The organism is Streptomyces sp. NPDC002588 (genome assembly GCF_040295925.1).
In the GTDB taxonomy this organism is placed as follows: domain Bacteria; phylum Actinomycetota; class Actinomycetes; order Streptomycetales; family Streptomycetaceae; genus Streptomyces.
The window spans coordinates 105,441-123,148 of sequence record NZ_JBEOWF010000013.1 but is presented as its reverse complement, the minus strand read 5'-3'; the positions used below and the strand labels follow the sequence as shown (position 1 = coordinate 123,148).

The 17,708-nt window shown below is 71.4% G+C and carries 19 protein-coding genes and 1 tRNA gene; 10 read left to right on the top strand and 10 right to left on the bottom strand.

Features of this window, described 5'->3' with window-relative positions:
* Positions 1–9 precede the first annotated feature (9 nt).
* Positions 10–1,416 (bottom strand): FAD-binding oxidoreductase, encoded by a 1,407-nt coding sequence (locus ABT057_RS17050; protein ID WP_352343838.1) that lies wholly within the window; start codon positions 1,414–1,416, stop codon positions 10–12.
* A 92-nt stretch (positions 1,417–1,508) separates the two neighbouring features.
* Between ABT057_RS17050 and ABT057_RS17045 the strand changes: the two genes are divergently transcribed.
* On the top strand, positions 1,509–2,909 hold the full coding sequence (locus tag ABT057_RS17045) for a tetratricopeptide repeat protein (RefSeq protein WP_352343836.1): 1,401 nt from the start codon (positions 1,509–1,511) through the stop codon (positions 2,907–2,909).
* A gap of 2 nt (positions 2,910–2,911) precedes the next feature.
* Here the strand turns inward: ABT057_RS17045 and hppD are convergent, their stop codons facing one another.
* Positions 2,912–4,060, bottom strand: a complete 1,149-nt coding sequence (gene hppD, locus ABT057_RS17040; protein WP_352343834.1) for a 4-hydroxyphenylpyruvate dioxygenase — start codon at positions 4,058–4,060, stop codon at positions 2,912–2,914.
* 123 nt (positions 4,061–4,183) lie between these two features.
* Between hppD and ABT057_RS17035 the strand changes: the two genes are divergently transcribed.
* The 7 genes from ABT057_RS17035 to ABT057_RS17005 all read left to right on the top strand — a co-directional run bounded on the left by ABT057_RS17035 (position 4,184) and on the right by ABT057_RS17005 (position 9,147).
* Positions 4,184–4,660 (top strand): Lrp/AsnC family transcriptional regulator, encoded by a 477-nt coding sequence (locus ABT057_RS17035; RefSeq protein WP_352343832.1) that lies wholly within the window; start codon positions 4,184–4,186, stop codon positions 4,658–4,660.
* 14 nt (positions 4,661–4,674) lie between these two features.
* Positions 4,675–5,322: an ABC transporter permease gene (locus ABT057_RS17030; RefSeq protein WP_352343830.1), complete on the top strand. Its 648-nt coding sequence runs from the start codon at positions 4,675–4,677 to the stop codon at positions 5,320–5,322.
* Complete coding sequence (locus tag ABT057_RS17025) at positions 5,315–6,484, top strand: ATP-binding cassette domain-containing protein (protein WP_352343828.1); 1,170 nt, start codon at positions 5,315–5,317, stop codon at positions 6,482–6,484. Before ABT057_RS17030 ends, ABT057_RS17025 begins: the two co-directional genes overlap by 8 nt.
* On the top strand, positions 6,481–7,293 hold the full coding sequence (locus tag ABT057_RS17020) for an ABC transporter permease (protein WP_502973929.1): 813 nt from the start codon (positions 6,481–6,483) through the stop codon (positions 7,291–7,293). The genes ABT057_RS17025 and ABT057_RS17020 overlap by 4 nt, the downstream gene beginning before the upstream one ends.
* A gap of 30 nt (positions 7,294–7,323) precedes the next feature.
* A complete protein-coding gene (locus ABT057_RS17015) occupies positions 7,324–8,274 on the top strand; it encodes a glycine betaine ABC transporter substrate-binding protein (protein ID WP_352343826.1) in 951 nt (316 codons plus the stop codon).
* 64 nt (positions 8,275–8,338) lie between these two features.
* On the top strand, positions 8,339–8,932 hold the full coding sequence (locus ABT057_RS17010) for an ArsR/SmtB family transcription factor (RefSeq protein ID WP_352343824.1): 594 nt from the start codon (positions 8,339–8,341) through the stop codon (positions 8,930–8,932).
* On the top strand, positions 8,932–9,147 hold the full coding sequence (locus ABT057_RS17005) for a hypothetical protein (RefSeq protein WP_352343948.1): 216 nt from the start codon (positions 8,932–8,934) through the stop codon (positions 9,145–9,147). Before ABT057_RS17010 ends, ABT057_RS17005 begins: the two co-directional genes overlap by 1 nt.
* A 168-nt stretch (positions 9,148–9,315) precedes the next feature.
* Here the strand turns inward: ABT057_RS17005 and ABT057_RS17000 are convergent, their stop codons facing one another.
* The 6 genes from ABT057_RS17000 to ABT057_RS16975 form a co-directional block, all read right to left on the bottom strand.
* Positions 9,316–10,116 (bottom strand): YlbL family protein, encoded by an 801-nt coding sequence (locus tag ABT057_RS17000; RefSeq protein ID WP_352343823.1) that lies wholly within the window; start codon positions 10,114–10,116, stop codon positions 9,316–9,318.
* Positions 10,117–10,162: 46 nt separating this feature from the next.
* Positions 10,163–10,804: an IclR family transcriptional regulator gene (locus tag ABT057_RS16995; RefSeq protein WP_352343821.1), complete on the bottom strand. Its 642-nt coding sequence runs from the start codon at positions 10,802–10,804 to the stop codon at positions 10,163–10,165.
* 301 nt (positions 10,805–11,105) lie between these two features.
* Complete coding sequence (locus ABT057_RS16990; protein ID WP_352343819.1) at positions 11,106–12,905, bottom strand: DEAD/DEAH box helicase; 1,800 nt, start codon at positions 12,903–12,905, stop codon at positions 11,106–11,108.
* A gap of 188 nt (positions 12,906–13,093) precedes the next feature.
* On the bottom strand, positions 13,094–13,468 hold the full coding sequence (locus tag ABT057_RS16985; protein WP_352343818.1) for a type II toxin-antitoxin system death-on-curing family toxin: 375 nt from the start codon (positions 13,466–13,468) through the stop codon (positions 13,094–13,096).
* Positions 13,465–13,659, bottom strand: coding sequence for a hypothetical protein (locus tag ABT057_RS16980; RefSeq protein ID WP_352343816.1), 195 nt, complete (start codon positions 13,657–13,659; stop codon positions 13,465–13,467). Before ABT057_RS16980 ends, ABT057_RS16985 begins: the two co-directional genes overlap by 4 nt.
* A gap of 42 nt (positions 13,660–13,701) precedes the next feature.
* On the bottom strand, positions 13,702–15,171 hold the full coding sequence (locus tag ABT057_RS16975; RefSeq protein WP_352343815.1) for an MFS transporter: 1,470 nt from the start codon (positions 15,169–15,171) through the stop codon (positions 13,702–13,704).
* Between the two features lie 221 nt (positions 15,172–15,392).
* Between ABT057_RS16975 and ABT057_RS16970 the strand changes: the two genes are divergently transcribed.
* Positions 15,393–15,467: transfer RNA gene (locus ABT057_RS16970), tRNA-Cys, on the top strand.
* Between the two features lie 76 nt (positions 15,468–15,543).
* Here ABT057_RS16970 and ABT057_RS16965 read toward each other — a convergent pair.
* A complete protein-coding gene (locus ABT057_RS16965) occupies positions 15,544–16,701 on the bottom strand; it encodes a DMT family transporter (protein ID WP_352343813.1) in 1,158 nt (385 codons plus the stop codon).
* Between the two features lie 168 nt (positions 16,702–16,869).
* Here ABT057_RS16965 and ABT057_RS16960 point away from each other — a divergent pair, with 168 nt between their 5' ends.
* Positions 16,870–17,181, top strand: coding sequence for a dsRBD fold-containing protein (locus ABT057_RS16960; protein ID WP_352343812.1), 312 nt, complete (start codon positions 16,870–16,872; stop codon positions 17,179–17,181).
* Here ABT057_RS16960 and ABT057_RS16955 read toward each other — a convergent pair.
* Positions 17,178–17,402, bottom strand: a complete 225-nt coding sequence (locus ABT057_RS16955) for an RICIN domain-containing protein (RefSeq protein ID WP_352343961.1) — start codon at positions 17,400–17,402, stop codon at positions 17,178–17,180. The genes ABT057_RS16960 and ABT057_RS16955 overlap by 4 nt on opposite strands.
* Positions 17,403–17,708: the final 306 nt, after the last annotated feature.

The window sequence follows — 17,708 nt, the reverse complement described above, 5'->3', positions numbered from 1 at the left end:
CGGCGTGCGTCAGAACAGCTTGCCGGGGTTGAGGATGCCCAGCGGGTCGAAGACCTGCTTGATCCCGCGTTGCATCTCCACCCCGACCGGGCCGATCTCGCGCGCCAGCCACTCCTTCTTGAGGACGCCCACGCCGTGCTCGCCGGTGATCGTGCCGCCGAGTTCCAGGCCGAGCGCCATGATCTCGTCGAAGGACTCGCGGGCGCGCCGGCACTCGTCGGGGTCCTGCGCGTCGAAGCAGACGGTGGGGTGGGTGTTGCCGTCGCCCGCGTGGGCGACGACCCCGATGGTCAGCCGGTGCTTCTCCGCGATGCGCTCCACGCCCTCGATCATCTCGCCGAGGCGCGACCGGGGCACGCACACGTCGTCGATCATCGTGGTCCCCTTGACGGCCTCCAGCGCGACGAGCGACGACCGCCGGGCCTGGAGGAGGAGTTCGGACTCGGCCGCGTCGTCCGCGGGGACGACGTGGGTCGCGCCGGCCGCCTCGCACAGCGCGCCGACGGCGGCGAGGTCGGCGGCCGGGTCGGCGGTGTCGAAGGCGGCCAGCAGCAGCGCCTCGGTCGACTCGGGCAGACCCATGTGGGTGAGGTCGTTGACGGCCTTGACCGTCGTACGGTCCATCAGCTCGAGGAGCGAGGGCACATGTCCTCCCGCCATGATCCGGCACACCGCGTCGCAGGCGGCGGCCGCCGACCCGAACTCCGCCGCCAGCACCAGCTGCCGCGGCGGCTGCGGCTTGAGGGCCAGGATCGCGCGCACGACGATGCCGAGCGAGCCCTCGGAGCCGACGAAGAGGCGGGTCAGGTCGTACCCGGCGACGCCCTTCGCGGTGCGCCGGCCGGTGGACATGAGCCGGCCGTCGGCGAGGACGACGTCCAGGCCGAGGACGTACTCGGCCGTCACCCCGTACTTCACACAGCACAGGCCGCCGGAGGCCGTGCCGATGTTCCCGCCGATGGTGCACGTCTCCCAGCTGGAGGGGTCGGGCGGGTAATAGAGGCCGTGTTCGCCGACCGCGCGGGAGAGGGCCGCGTTGACGACGCCGGGTTCGACCACGGCGATACGGTCGACCGGGTCGATCTCCAGGACGCGGTCCATCTTCGTCAGGGACAGCACGATGCAGCCGTCCGTCGCGTTGGCGCCGCCGGACAGGCCGGTGCGGGCGCCCTGCGGGACGACCGGCACGCGCAGCGCGGTCGCGGTGCGCATGACGTGCCGGACCTGTTCCACCGTGCGCGGCAGCACGACCACGGCGGGGGCGCCGGCGGGACAGAAGCTCGCCATGTCGTTGGCGTAGGCGGTGGTGACGTCGGGGTCGGTGAGGACCGCCTCGGCCGGCAGGCCCGCGAGGAGCCGGTCGGTGAGGCTGCCCTGGGCTTCGTCGGGTGCGGCTTGGATACGGCTCATGATCACAGCGTCGCACCCGGGGCCATCGGTGTGAACCCCGTCCACGGCGGCCGCCACCTGCCCGGGCGGGGCCGAGGCGACGACGCACAGTGAGCGGCATGGAGGACACGGAGAACCACAGACTCCCCTGGTACCGCCGGCCGCCGCTCGTCGGCTCGCTGGTGGGGGTGCTGGTGCTGGCCGGCGGGCTGGTGCTGCTGAGTCTGCCCGGCGAGCGGGCCGGGCACGGGGCGCCCGCACCGGCGCCGGGGGCGCGGGCCGCGGTCGGGGCGGGGGTGCCGGTCGGGCTGCCCGAGCTGGCGGTGCTGATCGACGAGCGGCAGCGGCGGGTGCGGGAGCACCCGCGGGACGCGCCCTCGTGGGCGCTGCTGGGCGCGGCCTACGTCGAGCGGGGCCGGCGCACCGCCGACGCGGCCGCCCTCTACCCGCGGGCCGAGCGCGCGCTGCGCACCTCGCTGAAGGTGCGCCCGAAGGACAACGCCGAAGCCTACGAGGGCCTGGCCGCGCTGGCCGGCGCGCGCCGGGACTTCCGGGCTGCGCTGGCCTGGGCCGAGGCCGCCCGCAGGTCGGCACCGGACCGCTGGACGACGTACGCGCAGCTCATCGACGCGTACACGGGGCTCGGCGACCACAAGAACGCCCACCGGGCGCTGGAGCGGCTGCGGAAGCTGCGCTCGGGTCCGGCGGTGCTGGCGCGGGCGGCGGGCGTGTACTGGGAGCAGGGCCGGCGCGAGGACGCGCAGGCCGCGCTGGCCGACGCGGCGGCCGGGGCGGAATCGCCGGCCGAGGAGGCGGCCTGGCTTGAGCGGGCCGGGCAGCTCGCCTTCGAACGCGGCGAGCCGGACAGCGCGCTGCGGCATTTCCGGGCGGCCGTACGGCTGGATCCGGACCAGTGGGCCGCGCGGGCCGGGCAGGGGCGGGCGCTGGCCGCGTTGGGCCGGATCTCGGAGGCGGTGCACGCGTACCGGGCGGCGCTGGCCGGGCAGCCGTTGCCGCAGTACGCCCTCGAACTGGGCGAACTGTACGAGTCGTCGGGGCAGGCCCGGCCGGCCCGGGCGCAGTACGACCTGCTGCGCGCGCGGGTGCGGCGGGACGCGGCCGGCGGGGTGGACGGGGAGCTGGTGCTCGGTCTGTTCGAGGCGGACCACGGCGATCCGGCGTCGGCGGTGCGGCGGCTGCGCGCGGAGTGGCGGCGCCAGCCGGGGATCGCGGTCGCGGACGCGCTGGGCTGGGCGCTGCACCGGGCCGGGGACGACAAGGAGGCGCTGAAGTACGCCTCGATCGCCACCGACCGGGTGCACGGGGGCGCGGTGCGCAGCGCGCCGTACGTCTACCACCTGGGGATGATCGAGCTGGGCCTGAAGCGCCCCGGGCCGGGGCGCCGTCATCTCAGGGAGGCCCTGGAACTCAACCCGTACTTCTCGCGGCTGCACGTCCCGGCGGCGCGGGCGGCGCTGGGACGGCTGGGCGAGGTGCCGGACGAGGACCTCCCCGAGTAGGCCTACAGGTTGCCGCGCCTGTCCTGCTCGCGCTCGATCGCCTCGAACAGGGCCTTGAAGTTGCCCTTGCCGAAGCCCATCGAGCCGTGCCGTTCGATGATCTCGAAGAAGACGGTCGGGCGGTCCTGGACCGGCTTGGTGAAGATCTGCAGCAGATAGCCGTCCTCGTCGCGGTCGGCGAGGATCTTCAGCTCACGCAGGGTGTCGACGGGCACCCGGGTGTCGCCGACCCACTCGCCGAGGGTGTCGTAGTAGGAGTCGGGGGTGTCGAGGAACCGCACCCCGGCGGCCCGCATGGTGCGCACGGTCTCGACGATGTCGCCCGTGTTCAGCGCGACGTGCTGGACACCGGCGCCGCCGTAGAACTCCAGGTACTCGTCGATCTGGGACTTCTTCTTCGCGATGGCGGGCTCGTTGATCGGGAACTTGACCTTGAGGGTGCCGTCCGCGACGACCTTCGACATGAGGGCGGAGTACTCGGTGGCGATGTCGTCGCCGACGAACTCCTTCATGTTGGTGAAGCCCATGACCTTGTTGTAGAAGCCGACCCATTCGTCCATCCGGCCGAGTTCGACGTTGCCGACGCAGTGGTCGATCGCCTGGAAGGTGCGGTGGGCGGGCGGTTCGGTGATCGGGTCGGCGGCGGCGTAGCCCGGGAGGTAGGGGCCGTCGTAGCCGGAGCGGTCGACGAGGGTGTGGCGGGTCTCGCCGTAGGTGGCGATCGCGGCGAGGACGACGGTGCCGTGCTCGTCCTTCAGCTCGTAGGGCTCGGCGACGGAGCGGGCGCCGTGCTCGATCGCGTAGGCGTACGCGGCGCGCGCGTCCGGCACCTCGATGGCGAGGTCGATCACGCCGTCGCCGTGCTCGGCCACGTGCCGGGCGAGGAAGTGGCCCCAGGAGGTGGTGGGCCTGATGACGGAGGTGAGCACGAAGCGGGCCGAGCCGTTGGCGAGGACGTACGAGGCGGTCTCACGGCTGCCGGTCTCCGGGCCGCTGTAGGCGACCAGTTGCATGCCGAAGGCGGTGGAGTAGTAGTGCGCGGCCTGCTTGGCGTTGCCCACGGCGAAGACGACCGCGTCCATTCCCTTGACCGGGAAGGGGTCGGCCTGCCGGGCGGTCGTGACGGGAGTGTGGTGTGTGGTCTGCGTCATAGCGGAAGGGTCGCTCTCGCTTGCAAGGTGCGCAATACTTCGCCGTATCGCTGGACAACATGTTCAGCACTACGACCGTTCCGGCAGGCTTTCTGTACAGGGTGACCATCTCGGAGGCGGGACATGACGATCGATCATCTGGACGGGCGGATCATCGCGCTGCTGGCCCGGGAGCCGCGGATCGGGGTGCTGGAGATGTCCCGGCGGCTGGGTGTGGCGCGCGGGACCGCGCAGGCGCGGCTGGACCGGCTTCAGTCGAACGGAGTCATCCGGGGGTTCGGCCCCGAGGTGGATCCGGCGGCCCTCGGCTACCCGGTCACCGCCTTCGCCACGCTGCAGATCCGGCAGGGGCAAGGGGCGGACGTACGGGCGCACTTGAGAAGCGTGCCGGAGGTGCTGGAGTTGCACACCACCACGGGCAGCGGGGACATGCTGTGCCGGCTGGTGGCCCGCTCCAACGCCGATCTCCAGCGGGTCATCGACCGGGTTGTCGGTTTTGATGGCATTGTCCGGGCCTCCACCGCGATCGTGATGGAGAACCCCGTTCCGCTGCGGGTCATCCCGCTGGTGGAGCAGGCGGCGGGGCCGTCCACGGCTTGAGGCGGTGAGGGCGTGTGAGCTTCTGGGAGTACCTGAACACGCGGCACCAGCAGTTGCTCACGGACGCGTGGCAACACGCCAGTGTCGTCTTCCAGTGCATGGTCGCGGCGACCCTGATCGGAGTACTGGCCGGGGTCGTCACCTACCGCAGCGAGTGGGCCGGCGGCCTCGCCACCACGAGCACCGCCACCCTCCTCACCATCCCCTCCCTCGCCATGATCGGTCTGCTGATCCCGCTGGTGGGGCTCGGGGTGCCGCCGACGGTGATCGCGCTGACCCTGTACGGGCTGCTGCCGGTGGTGCGGAACTCGATCGTGGGGCTGCGCGGGGTCGATCCCGCCCTGGTGGACGCGGCGAAGGGCATCGGGATGTCCCGCCCGGCCCGGCTGGCCCGGGTGGAGCTGCCGCTGGCCTGGCCGCCGATCCTCACCGGGATCCGGGTCGCCACGCAGATGCTGATGGGCATCGCGGCGATCGCCGCCTACGCCTCCGGTCCCGGCCTCGGCAACGAGATCTTCCGCGGCATCGCCTCCCTGGGCAGCGCGAACGCCCTCAACCAGGTTCTCGCGGGCACGCTCGGGATCGTCGTCCTGGCGCTGCTGTTCGACGCTGCGTACGTGCTCGTCGGGCGGCTGACGATTCCGAGGGGGATCCGTGCCTGAGTCGCATGGGACCACCATCGAGCTGGAGGGCCTGACCAAGCGGTATCCGGGCAGCTCCCTGCCCTCCGTCGACAACGTGACCATGGAGATCAAGGCCGGCGAGACGGTCGTGTTCGTCGGCCCCTCCGGCTGTGGGAAGTCCACCACCCTGAAGATGATCAACCGGTTGATCGAGCCGAGCGGCGGCCGGATCCGGATGGGCGGCGAGGACGTCACCGGCATCGACGCGGTGACGCTGCGCCGAAAGGTCGGGTACGCGATCCAGTCCTCGGGCCTGTTCCCGCACATGACGGTCGCCCAGAACATCGCGCTCGTGCCGCGGATGATCGGCTGGTCCAGGGCGCGGATCGGGGAGCGGGTGGAGGAGATGCTCCACCTGGTCGGCCTCGACCCCGGCGAGTTTCACGGCCGGTACCCGCGGCAGCTGTCCGGCGGGCAGCAGCAGCGGGTGGGCGTGGCCCGGGCGCTCGCCGCCGATCCGCCCGTCCTGCTGATGGACGAGCCCTTCGGATCGGTGGACCCGGTCACCCGCGACCACCTCCAGGACGAGCTGATCCGGCTCCAGCGCGAGCTGCGCAAGACGATCGTCTTCGTCACCCACGACTTCGACGAGGCGATCAAGCTGGGCGACCGCATCGCGGTGCTGCGGGAACGCTCGCGCATCGCCCAGTTCGACACCCCGGCGGCGATCCTCACCAGCCCGGCGGACGACTTCGTGTCGGGTTTCGTCGGCGCGGGCGCCGCGTTGAAGCGGCTCAACCTCACCCGCGTACGGGATGTGGGGATCACCGGCCACCCGACGGCGACGGTCGGCGACCCCCTCCAGCTGATCTTCGACCGGCTCCGCTCCGGCGGGACGAACGAGATCCTGCTGCTGGACGAGCAGGGCCGCCCCTCCAGGTGGCTGCGGCGCGGCGACCTGATGCGGGCCAAGGGTTCGCCGGACCGCGCCGGGACGCCCGTCCACGCCACGGTGAACCGGGACGCGACACTCCGGGACGCGCTGGAGGCGGTGCTGACCGACGACACCGGGCGGGTCGCGGTGACCGGGCGGCGCGGCGAGTACACCGGGGTCGTCGACATGGAGACGCTGCTGAACTCCGTGCACGAACTGCTCGAGGCCGACCGGCCGGAGGCGCCGGCGGAACGGGAGGAGGCGTGACGGTCCGTGCGGAAGCGGTACAGGGGGTGGAAGGGACGGAGGGGGCTCAGGCGCCGCCGGTCGCCGCGCCGCCGAGGAGCCGGGTCGGCTGGCGCAAGCTGACCTTCCTGCCCGCCTTCCTGGTGGCCCTGCTGCTGGGCACCTGGCTGTGGTTCCGGCAGGCCGACCTGGACCAGGTCTCCGAGAACGCGCTGTCGGGCGGCCAGGTGTCCGAGGCGCTGTGGCAGCACGTCGAACTCACCGTGGTCTCCACCTTCTTCGTGCTGGTCATCGCGATCCCGCTGGGCATCCTGCTGACCCGGCCGGGACTGCGCGCGGCCACGCCCGTCGCGCTGGCCCTCGCGAACACCGGCCAGGCGACCCCGGCGATCGGCCTGCTCGCCCTGCTGGTGATCTGGCTGGGCACGGGCATGAAGGCGGCCCTGACCGGCATCGTGATCTACGGCATCCTGCCGGTCCTCGCCAACACGGTCGCCGGCCTCAGGGCGAACGACCCGACCCTGCTGGAGGCGGCCCGCGGGATCGGGATGTCCGCGCCGGAGGCGCTGGCGCGCGTCGAACTGCCGCTCGCCGTGCCGCTGATCCTCGCCGGGGTCCGTACGGCACTCGTCCTCGACGTGGGCACGGCGACCCTGGCCGCGTTCGGCGGGGGCGGCGGGCTGGGCGTGCTGATCACCGCCGGCATCACCAACCACCGGATGCCGGTCCTGGTCCTGGGTTCGGTCCTGACGGTCGCCCTCGCCCTGCTGGTCGACTGGCTGGCCTCGCTGGCGGAGGTGCTGCTGCGCCCGCGGGGGCTGGACGCATGAGGGAGTTCGGGCCATGAGGAGGTTCGGGGCATGAGGTGGCCTCGGTGGGCGGCGGCCCTTGTCCTGCTGTCCGGCTGCGGGCTGTCCAGCGGCTCCCCCATGGTCGACGACGTCTCGCCCGGCTCGATCGGGAAGGGCGAACCGCTCGAGGGAGCCCGGCTCACCGTCACCTCGAAGGCGTTCACCGAGAACCTGATCCTCGGCGCGATGATGGGCATCGCCTTCCAGGCGGCCGGCGCGGACGTGCTGGACCGCACCGGCATCCAGGGCTCCATCGGCTCGCGCGAGGCCGTACGCAAGGGGGACGCCGACGCCATCTACGAGTACACCGGCACCGCCTGGATGACGTACCTGGGCAACACCGACCCCGTCACCGACCCGCGGGCGCAGTGGCAGGCCGTGCACGACGCGGACCTGGGGAACGGGCTGACCTGGCTGCCGCAGTCCCGGCTGGACAACACCTACGCGCTGGCGATGAACCGGGCGGCCTTCGAGAAGTACGGCACCCGCAGCCTCTCGGACGTGGCCGCGCTGGCGAGGTCGGATCCGGACGCGGTGACGCTGTGCGTGGAGGGCGAGTTCGCCAACCGGGCGGACGGGCTGCGGGGCATGGAGAAAAGGTACGGGATGTCCGTGCCGGCGTCCCGGATCACCCAGATGGACAGCGGGATCATCTACACGCAGGTGAGGAAGGGGAGCTGCACGTACGGGGAGGTGTACACCACGGACGGGCGGATCAGGTCCATGGACCTGGTGGTGATGACCGACGACCGCGGGTTCTTCCCCCACTACAACGCGGCCCCCGAGATCAACTCCGCCGCCCTGAGGAGGTGGCCGGCGATCGCGGACGTCCTGAACCCGGTCACGGCGAAGCTGGACAACACGGTGGCGCGGCAGCTGAACGCCAAGGTGGACGTGGAGGGGGAGGATCCGCACCAGGTGGCGTTGGAGTGGATGAGGGGGGAGGGGTTCGTGCGGTAGGGGGCGGACGCGAGTTGCAAAGAAACCGTTGCAAGGATTTCTTTGCAAGGATACCTTTGTACGCATGGACGAGCCCCGGGAACCACAGGTTCGGCAGCTTGACGCGCGGTCGCTGCGCGGGCTGGCGCACCCCTTGCGGATGCAGCTCCTCGACGCCCTGCGCTTCGACGGGCCGGCCACCGCGTCCCGACTCGCCGAGAAGTTGGGCGAGTCCAGCGGAGCCACCAGCTACCACCTGCGGCAGCTGGCCGCCCACGGCTTCATCGAGGACGACCCCGAGCGGGGCAAGGGCAAGGAGCGGTGGTGGAAGGCGGCCCACAAAGGCCTGCGCTTCGACGACTCGCTCCTCACGGACACCGACCCGACCGTACGCGGAGCGGCGGACATGTACCTGCACGAGGTCGCGACCACCCAGACCCGGGACCTGTCGACCTGGCTGGGCAACCGCGCCTCCTGGCCCGACGAATGGAACAGCGTCTGGGACATGAGCAGCGCCACGCTACGGCTTACTCCGGAGCTCACCCGCGAACTCATCGAGAAGATGCACGCGTTGATCGACTTCTACCGCGACCGTGCCACCGACTCCGACGACGCGGCGCAGGTCCGCCTGCACACCCGTGCCTTCCCGCTCCGGACAGATCAAGAGAGGCCCCAGTGATCACCCCCGAGACCCACCTCGCCCTGCACCACGCCCGCACCGCCGAGCTCCAGGCCTTAGCCGACGCCCGTCGTCTCGCCGTGGCCGCCGCCGGAGACCGTCGGGACATCCGGACCCGCCTCGGCTGGACCCTCGTGGAAGTGGGACTGCGGCTCGCCACCACGAAGCGGGCCGTGCTCGTGCCCAGTGCCGCGGCAGGCAACGTTTGCCCGTAAAGGACGGCGTCCGGCGCGTGCTCCCGGCGTGCCGGGTGCACGCCCTCGTACTGGATGTACTTGGGCTTGTGCCCGGTGCGGCGGTGGGGGCCCCTCCCGCTCGAGCGAAGTCGAGAGTGGGGGAGCGTGCCGGGCGTCGCGACGGGGCGAACGTTGCCTGCCGCGGCACTAGCAGCTAGGCACGTCGCCCTTCCCGCTCCCCAACGCCGTCAGCGCGCTCACCGCGCCCTTGAGCGTGGTCACCGGGACCAGCCGCAGCCCCTTGGGCAACTCGGACCTGGCGTCGGAGCACTCCGCCCTCGGCACGAGGAAGACGGTCGCCCCGTCACGGCGGGCGGCCTGTGTCTTCAGGGCGACTCCCCCGACCGCGCCGACCGTCCCGTCCACCCCGATGGTCCCCGTACCGGCGATGGTGCGGCCGCCGGTGAGGTCGCCGCCGTCGCCGTTGCCGTCGAGCTTGTCGACGATGCCCAGCGAGAACAGCAGGCCGGCACTGGGACCGCCCACGTCGGCCAGCTTCAGGGTGACCTTGATGCCTTCGTCCCTGCGGTCGAGGTACCGCAGCGCGGCCTCGGTCGCCGCGTCCTGGGACTCCTCCATCTGCTCGGTGTTGTGCTGCTCGATCTCCTTGGTGGTCTGCCCGCTGGGGTAGACCGAGTCGCGCGGCATGATCGCCTGGTCGGTGCGGAACCAGCCGTCGATCACGTCGGAGAGCGTGATCTGCGCGTCCGGACCGGTCGCCTCGATCGTCGTCATCCGCAGCTGCCCGGCGGTGTCCCGGGTGGGCGCGCCGGAGATGGTGATGACCTGGGTGCCCTGGTTCTCGCCGAGGACGTTCGCCGTCATGCCGGGCTGCGCCACCGAGAACGGCAACGGCGCGAACACCGCCGTCGCGAGCAGACCCACGAAGGGCACGGCGCAGACCCCGACAGCCTGGAGGCGGGTGAGACGAGAGAGGCGAGAGAGCACGAGGTCAATGTAACCGGCCCCGAGGTGCGGCCCTCGTGGAGGTGGCTCAGCGCAGGGCTTCCGCGACCTCCCGCGCCGCGTCCATCACCCTCGGCCCCACCCGCTCGGGCACCGCGTCGGCCAGCATGACCACCCCCACGCTGCCCTCGACGCCGGTGACCCCCAGCAGCGGCGCCGCGGCCCCGCTGGCACCCGCCTCCAGTTCGCCGTGCGTCAGCGTGTACCCCGGCTCGCCCGGCAGCTTCTGCCGCGCGGCGAGGATCGCCCGGCCGGCGGCGCCCCGCTCCAGCGGATGCCGGAACCCGGCCCGGTACGCCACGTGGTAGTCCGTCCAGGTCGGCTCGACGACGGCCACGGCCAGCGCCTCCGCGCCGTCCACCAGGGTCAGATGGGCGGTCGCCCCTATGTCCTCGGCCAGCGACCGCAGCGCGGGCAGGGCGGCCTCCCGTACCAGCGGATGCACCTGGCGACCCAGCCGCAGCACTCCGAGCCCGACCCGGGCCCGCCCGCCGAGGTCACGCCGTACGAGCGCGTGCTGCTCCAGCGTGGCGAGCAACCGGTACACGACGGTCCGGTTCACGCCCAGCTTGTGGGAAAGCTCGGTGACGGTCAGACCGTGGTCCGTGTCGGCCAGCAACTTGAGGACACGCAGTCCCCGGTCGAGCGTCTGGGAGGTCTCCGCGGTCACGACGCCCACTCCTTAGTGGTGAGGTCGGCAGCCCCCGTCGCGGCGGATGCATCACCGAGTCCCGTCAGTGACGCGCTTCCAGAGGCCGCCGATCGGCAGACGGGCCCGGCTTGTCCGGGTCCTGTCGCTTCACGGCTGCGCTCCGCGGCGGCGCTGCCACGGGGCGTGTGCGTAGCGGGACAGTAGCGAAACGGGTTCGCTGAGCGGAAGAGAACGTCCAGAATCCGGTCATGGACCGGTACGGACTACTAGGATTTGCCGCGCTTTTGCCCTGATACGTCACAGCACCTCGGGGGTGGTGTCACTTCATCCGGGTCGCCCACTCCTGCACCTTGGCGATGCGCTGTCGCAACTGCCCCGCCGTCGCCTCCGCGCTCGCCGGCCCGCCGCACACCCGCCGCAGCTCGGTGTGGACGACCCCGTGCGGTTTGCCGCTCTGGTGGACGTACGCGCCGACCATCGTGTTGAGCTGCCGGCGCAGCTCCATCATCTCCTTGTGCGAGACGACGGGCCGCCGCTCGGCCGGCACCTCCAGCAGGTCCGCCTCGCTGTCGGGCTTCTTCCTGCTGTGCGCGATCTGCTTGGCCTGACGCTTCTGCAGCAGCAACTGCACCTGGTCGGGCTCCAGCAGCCCCGGGATGCCGAGGTAGTCCTGCTCCTCCTCGCTGCCCGGGTGGGCCTGCATGCCGAACTCGGCGCCGTTGTACATGACCCGGTCGAAGACGGCCTCGGACTCGAGGGCCTCGAAGGCGAACTGCTCCTGCTCGCCGGTGTCCTCGTCCTGCTGTTTCTCCGCCTCCTGGAGAAGCTTCTCCTCCTCGGCGTACGGGTCCTCCTCGCCCTCCTTCTTGGGCTTGTCGAGGACGTGATCGCGCTCCCGCTCCATCTCGCCCGCGAAGCCGAGCAGGTCGGGCACGGTCGGCAGGAACACGGAAGCGGTCTCGCCGCGCCGCCGCGACCGCACGAAGCGGCCGACGGCCTGCGCGAAGAAGAGCGGCGTGGAGATGGTCGTCGCGTACACCCCGACGGCCAGCCGCGGCACGTCGACGCCCTCCGACACCATGCGCACCGCGACCATCCACCGGTCGTTGTTGCCGCTGAACGCGTCGATGCGGTCGGACGCGCCGGTGTCGTCGGAGAGGACCAGGGTCGCCTTGTCCCCGGTGATCTCCCGGATCAGCTTGGCGTACGCACGCGCCGAGTCCTGATCGGAGGCGATGACGAGCGCCCCCGCGTCCGGGATCGCCTTCCTGACCTCCGTGAGCCGCTGGTCGGCGGCGCGCAGCACGCTCGGCATCCACTCACCGCGCGGATCCAGGGCCGTACGCCACGCCTGACTGATCGCGTCCTTGGTCATCGGCTCGCCGAGCCGGGCGGCGATCTCGTCACCGGCCTTGGTCCGCCAGCGCATGTTGCCGCTGTAGTTCAGGAAGATGACCGGGCGGACGACGTTGTCGGCGAGCGCCGACCCGTATCCGTACGTGTAGTCGGCGGAGGACCGCCGGATCCCGTCGGCCCCCTCCTCGTACGTCACGAAAGGGATCGGGTTGGTGTCGGACCGGAACGGGGTGCCCGTGAGCGCGAGTCGCCGCGTGGCCGGTTCGAAGGCCTCGAGGCACGCCTCGCCCCAAGACTTGGAGTCGCCCGCGTGGTGGATCTCGTCGAGGATGACCAGGGTCTTGCGCTGTTCGGACCGGTTGCGGTGGAGCATGGGCCGTACGCCGACGCCCGCGTACGTCACGGCGACACCGTGGTAGTCCTTGCTGAGCGGTCCGGCGCTGTACTCCGGATCGAGCCGGATCCCTATCCGCGCGGCCGCCTCCGCCCACTGTTTCTTCAGATGCTCGGTCGGCGCGACCACGGTCACCTGCTGCACGACATGGTGGTGCAGCAGCCAGGAGGCGAGGGTCAGCGCGAAGGTCGTCTTGCCGGCGCCGGGGGTGGCGACGGCGAGGAAGTCGCGCGGCTGCTCCTGGATGTACTTCTCCATGGCCCCCTCCTGCCAGGCCCGCAGCTTGCTGGCGGTACCCCACGGGGCGCGGCCGGGGAAGGCGGGAGAGAGGTGGTGGGAGTGGGAGGAGGTGGCGGCGGTGGTAGTCACGGTCTCCGGGTTCGGGGTCGAATCGGGGGGCCGCGCGCAGCGCGTCCGGCAGGGCGGTGGTGGGCGACGGGTGGGTGGCTCGGCTGGTGATCAGGACTCGGGTACGTATGACAACCGGGCCACCCTACCGGCGGCCCCGGACCGTCGACGCGCCAACCAGGCCGGGTCGCCGCCGGTTGGGATCCACGTCACAGCGCCCGCAGCCGCTCCGCGATCACCCCGATGTCCGACTCCGCACCGGACGCGACCTCGATGACCAGGTCGTACGCCGCGTCCTGGTCGCAGCCCGCAAGGTCCACTCCGTGCAGCGCGAGAAAGGTCACGGCGGCGAGCCACGCGGTCCGCTTGTTGCCGTCCACGAAGGGGTGGTTCGCGGCGATGGCGTGCAGCAGCGCGGCGGCCTGCTCGTGGAGGTCGTCGTAGGCAGCCCTACCGAACATCCGGGCCCGCGGCCGGTACACGGCGGAGACCAGCAGTTCCGGGGCCCGCTCCTCGGGCGGTCGTCCGCCGAAGGCGATCCGCGCGATGCCGGTGACGTCGGCGACGGTGAGGTGGCGGGTCATTCGCCGAGCCTCCGCAACAGCTCGCCGTGGGCCCCCGCAAGCCGCTCGGCGGTGTCCCGCACCCGTGTCTCCTCCTCCCGCAGCCGCGCGCGTACGGCGTCCAGCGCGATGTCCTCCGGAAGGCGGCCGGTGGCATCGGCGAGGTCGGCGAGGGATTCGCCGAGGTCGGGGGGAAGGCTGAAGGACCGCATGGGAAAAGAGGTTAGGAGCGAGCCGTCCGGCGGGCCAGCGGTTTACGGCTTCCGCTCCCGCAAGCGGGTGGTCACCCAGGCCCCGACCAGGGCCACGGCGGTCATCGGCAGGAAGACGGCGGCGAAGGCCGCCGGATCCGGAGCCGCCCCACCCGCCGTACCGGCGCCATGCGCCACGCTCCCCCCGCCGAACGCCGCGAACGCGGCACCCCCGGCGGCCAGCAGCAGCACATTGGACAGGCCGTCGGAGATCTGCAGGGCGGCGGAGTTGGTCCCCGCTTCCTCCGGAGCGGACAACTGCAGCATGAGCACGCTCGTGGAGGAGATGACGAGCCCCATCCCGAAACAGCCGAACCCCCAGGCGACGGCCACGGTCCAGACCGGCACGGAGTGGATCAGCACACTGGGCACGGTGGCGATGGCCGCGGCCACGAGCACCATCCCCACGGTCATCAGCCGCTCCCGGTACGGCTCGACCCGCGGCCGCGCCTGCACCCACGACCCCAGCGTCCAGGTCCCCCCGCTGGCCGCGAGCGAGAACCCGGCGAGGGTCGGGCTCAGCCCCCTCTCCGTCACCAGCATCAGCGGCACGAACGACTCCGCGGAGATGAAGGCACCCGCGGCCACCCCGCGCAGCAGCACGACGGAGGGCAGCCCCCGGGCCGCCCGCCAGGTTCCGCGCGGCAGCAGCCCGAGCACGGCGGGCCCGAGCAGCGCGAGCCCGGCGAGGGCGGGCAGCGCGGAGAGCGGCCGCAGATCCTGGGCGGCGTACTGCAACAGACCGGCGCCGGCGGAAATCCCGAGCGCGAGCCGGATCCGCCGCCGGTCGAAGGAGGGCGCGTGGCCGTCGGCGCTGTGCACGGGCCCGCCGGCCCGCCGCCGTATCCGAGGCAGGGCGAGCACCAGCGGCAGCAGAACGAGTACGGGCATCCCGAGGAACACCCACCGCCACCCGAGGCGCTCGGTCACCACGCCCGCGGCGAGCGGCCCGACGATGGTCGGCACGATCCAGGCGGCGGCGAAGGCAGCCATGATCGCGGGCCGCAGCCGCTCCGGATAAGCGCGCCCCACCACCACGTACAGGGCGACGATGACCAGCCCGCCTCCCAGCCCCTGCACGGCCCGCCCGAAGATGAACACCCACATGTTCCCGGCACTGCCGGCCAGGACCAGTCCCGCCCCGAAGGCCCCGATCCCGCAGCTCAACGCCCCGAGCGGCCCCCGCCGATCCGACCACTGCCCGGCGAACACCATGCCGAACAGGCTGGTGGTGAAGTACCCGGAGAAGGCGAAGGCGTACAGGGACAGCCCGCCCAGCTCCCGGGCCGCCACCGGCATGGCGGTCCCCACCGCGGTCGCCTCGAAGGCGATGAGCAGCACGACGGAGACGATCCCGACGGTCAGCGCAAGAAACTCCCGTCCGAGGACGGTCTCCTCGGCGGCCGAACGAGGACTCTCCTGCCCGACCGCCTCCTCTGCGACACCGGTGTCACGGGGTTCCAGAGCAGCCATGCCCGCCAGAGTAAGGTCCACCACTGACATTGACCCCTGTCAGGAGTCGGATCTCCCTCTGAGCCTTTGGTCGTACGCCCCACCGCCGCCGCCTCCGCCTTCACCGCTTTCATGAACGGCGTATGGCAGTCCCGTTGCACCCCACCCGATGTGCTTGAGCCTGCCTCCACCAGGCCCGTACGGTCGTTCCACCGGTTCAGAGCGAACAGAACCCGGTGAACGGCCGTGTGCCCGAGTGGTTCAGGGGCTCGCCTGCAAAGCGAGTTACGTGGGTTCGATTCCCGCCACGGCCTCCAGTGGTCTCGGTTCCCGTCTCACCCCGCGTCCTGGGCGTGAGCGAGTCGGGTTCCCGCAAGCACCGCATCCACCGGGCTACGGCCGCCCGGGCTCCTCGTTCCGCGCGGGCCGCGGCCGACGCAAGGTCAGGGTGTCGAAGGCTCCCGCGCCGTGATAGGTGAGCGTGATCGTCGGAGTCTCGCTCTCGGAGTACCTCGACCAGATCACTCTGGGATCCCGTGCGGGACTGCGGCGGAGCGTCAAGGTATCGGATGGGAAGTGCGGTAGGGGTATGGACGGCGCGTATGCCGGATACGGCGGTATGACCACGCGGGGGTCGTACTGACGTTCCCCGCTGCCGCTCGTCACCGCCACCGTGACGCCGATGATGATCAGCGCGAGCCCCGGTATGGTCCCCGGCTTGATGCCCTGGTCCATCAGCCACCACGCGGCGAGCGCGGCCACGGGCGTCTCCAGCAGGAGGAGGACGCTCGTCGTCGTCGCCGATGTCCTGCCGAGGACGAAGTTCAGCGAACCGAGCCCCAAGATCTGGGGAAGGATGAGCAGCCCGAGCAGCGACAGCTGGGTGGATCTGTCGAAACCCGTCAGCGGGATGCCGGCCAGCCAGCAGACACCGAGGAGCTGTACACCGCAGACCAGTGACGTGAACGCCGAGTACAGGGGTGTGCTCACGTCCGCGCGGGACTTCTCACTCAGGGCCGTGTACCCGGCCTGCGAGATCGCCCCGAGGAGGGCGAGCAGGTCTCCCACCAGTGCCGTACCGCCGGACCGGATGTCGAGCCCCGCGGCGGCGGCAGCCCCCACCACGGCGAGCGTGAGCCCCACCCGGGCCCTGCGGGCCGTCCGGACGCCCTGAACCGAGGCGATGAGGGCCTGCCAGACGGGCTGCGTGGCCACCAGGGCCGTGGACATGGCGACCGAGGTCAGCCGGGTGCTCGTCATGAAGGATGCGAAGTGGAGGGTGAGCGAGGTCGCCGCGAGGAAGCCGAACACCAGGGGCCGCCACTGCTCCCGGCGCAGGACGCCGCGCTCACCGCGCGCGACCCGCGCCACCTCGCGGCGGCGCAGCAGCAGCAGGAACGGCCCGAGCACTGCGAAGCCCAGGCAGTTGCGCCAGAAGGCCATGGCCAGCGGCGAGGCGGAGGCGTATGCAGTGAGGGGGGCCGTCGCCGAGATGGCGACGATCGTGACCGTCATGGCCGCTGCGGCGAGCGGATCGAACCTTGATCTCAACGTACTCATAACATCGTTTGCGCTGTGGGTTTTGGCCTCAACTCCAGTGGCTCGTACGGCATTCGGCAAGATCTCAGCGACTGATGAGCCTCGCAGGACAGGAATCGTGCCCCGCAGGTCCGTGGTGGTGCCCCCACCCTGGAAGCAGATCTTCCGAAGGTGTCCGTCATGACGGACACCGTTCTGGGACAGCACGTCGAGGTCGAGTCCCAGGAGGGCAACCGGCGTACCCGGGCTGCCACGCCGGTGCGGCTGCCCGAGGGCACGGAGGTACGCACGCACGGACACACCAGCCGCCGCCGCGTCGACGTGAACCAGCCGAAGACCGGGCCCAAGTACCGAGGGTTCGCCAGGACATCGGCGCGGGGATCTCGTTCTGACAGCGCGCCGCGGCCGGCCACTCGTGGGGTGGCCGGCCGGGCGGTCTTTCTGCTGCGCCGGCGGGGAGTGGACGTCGCGGCGGGTGAACGGGCGGGCTAGGTGTATTGACCCGCAGGGTTGTTGACACGGGTGATCGGTGGCTGGCCGCCGAGTGCGGTGTGGGAGCGGTGGGGGTTGGTGGCGACCCTCTGGTACTCCCAGCCCTGCGCGATGCCGCCGTCGCAGGGCTTCTGGACGATCGCCGCGAACAGATCGGTGGATCCGTTCTCCGGCTGGAGGCACATGTTGCTGCCGACGTTCTTGCGCAAGGTGAGACGCATGATGTCGAGTACTCCTTCGGGATTGGGGACCGGACCAACAGCCGTGAGCCCTGGCGCGGTACCAGTGACGTCCGGTGGAGCGTTTTCCGGGCTCCTGGCCCGTAGGTCCCTACGAGAGTCCCCCGGCCGTGGCGCCCTGGCGTGAGTAATCGGTACTCAACCGTTCATCCCGGCCGATGTCGGACAGGTCCTGACGCTGCGGCGGCCACTCCTGCTCCAGGCCGTGTCCGCGGCTTCCGTGGTCATGCCACAAGGTGAACGGCGCGGACCCGGGGGCCGGCGGGCCGGGCCGCCCTCGCCCGGAAA

Bases quoted from the DNA above. Each gene is read 5' to 3' on its own strand.
- ABT057_RS17045 (WP_352343836.1), top strand. From the start codon at position 1,509: ATGGAGGACACGGAGAACCACAGACTCCCCTGGTACCGCCGGCCGCCG.
- hppD (WP_352343834.1), bottom strand. From the start codon at position 4,060: ATGACGCAGACCACACACCACACTCCCGTCACGACCGCCCGGCAGGCC.
- ABT057_RS17035 (WP_352343832.1), top strand. From the start codon at position 4,184: ATGACGATCGATCATCTGGACGGGCGGATCATCGCGCTGCTGGCCCGG.
- ABT057_RS17015 (WP_352343826.1), top strand. From the start codon at position 7,324: ATGAGGTGGCCTCGGTGGGCGGCGGCCCTTGTCCTGCTGTCCGGCTGC.
- ABT057_RS17010 (WP_352343824.1), top strand. From the start codon at position 8,339: ATGGACGAGCCCCGGGAACCACAGGTTCGGCAGCTTGACGCGCGGTCG.
- ABT057_RS16985 (WP_352343818.1), bottom strand. From the start codon at position 13,468: ATGACCCGCCACCTCACCGTCGCCGACGTCACCGGCATCGCGCGGATC.
- ABT057_RS16980 (WP_352343816.1), bottom strand. From the start codon at position 13,659: ATGCGGTCCTTCAGCCTTCCCCCCGACCTCGGCGAATCCCTCGCCGAC.
- ABT057_RS16975 (WP_352343815.1), bottom strand. From the start codon at position 15,171: ATGGCTGCTCTGGAACCCCGTGACACCGGTGTCGCAGAGGAGGCGGTC.
- ABT057_RS16960 (WP_352343812.1), top strand. From the start codon at position 16,870: ATGACGGACACCGTTCTGGGACAGCACGTCGAGGTCGAGTCCCAGGAG.
- ABT057_RS16955 (WP_352343961.1), bottom strand. From the start codon at position 17,402: ATGCGTCTCACCTTGCGCAAGAACGTCGGCAGCAACATGTGCCTCCAG.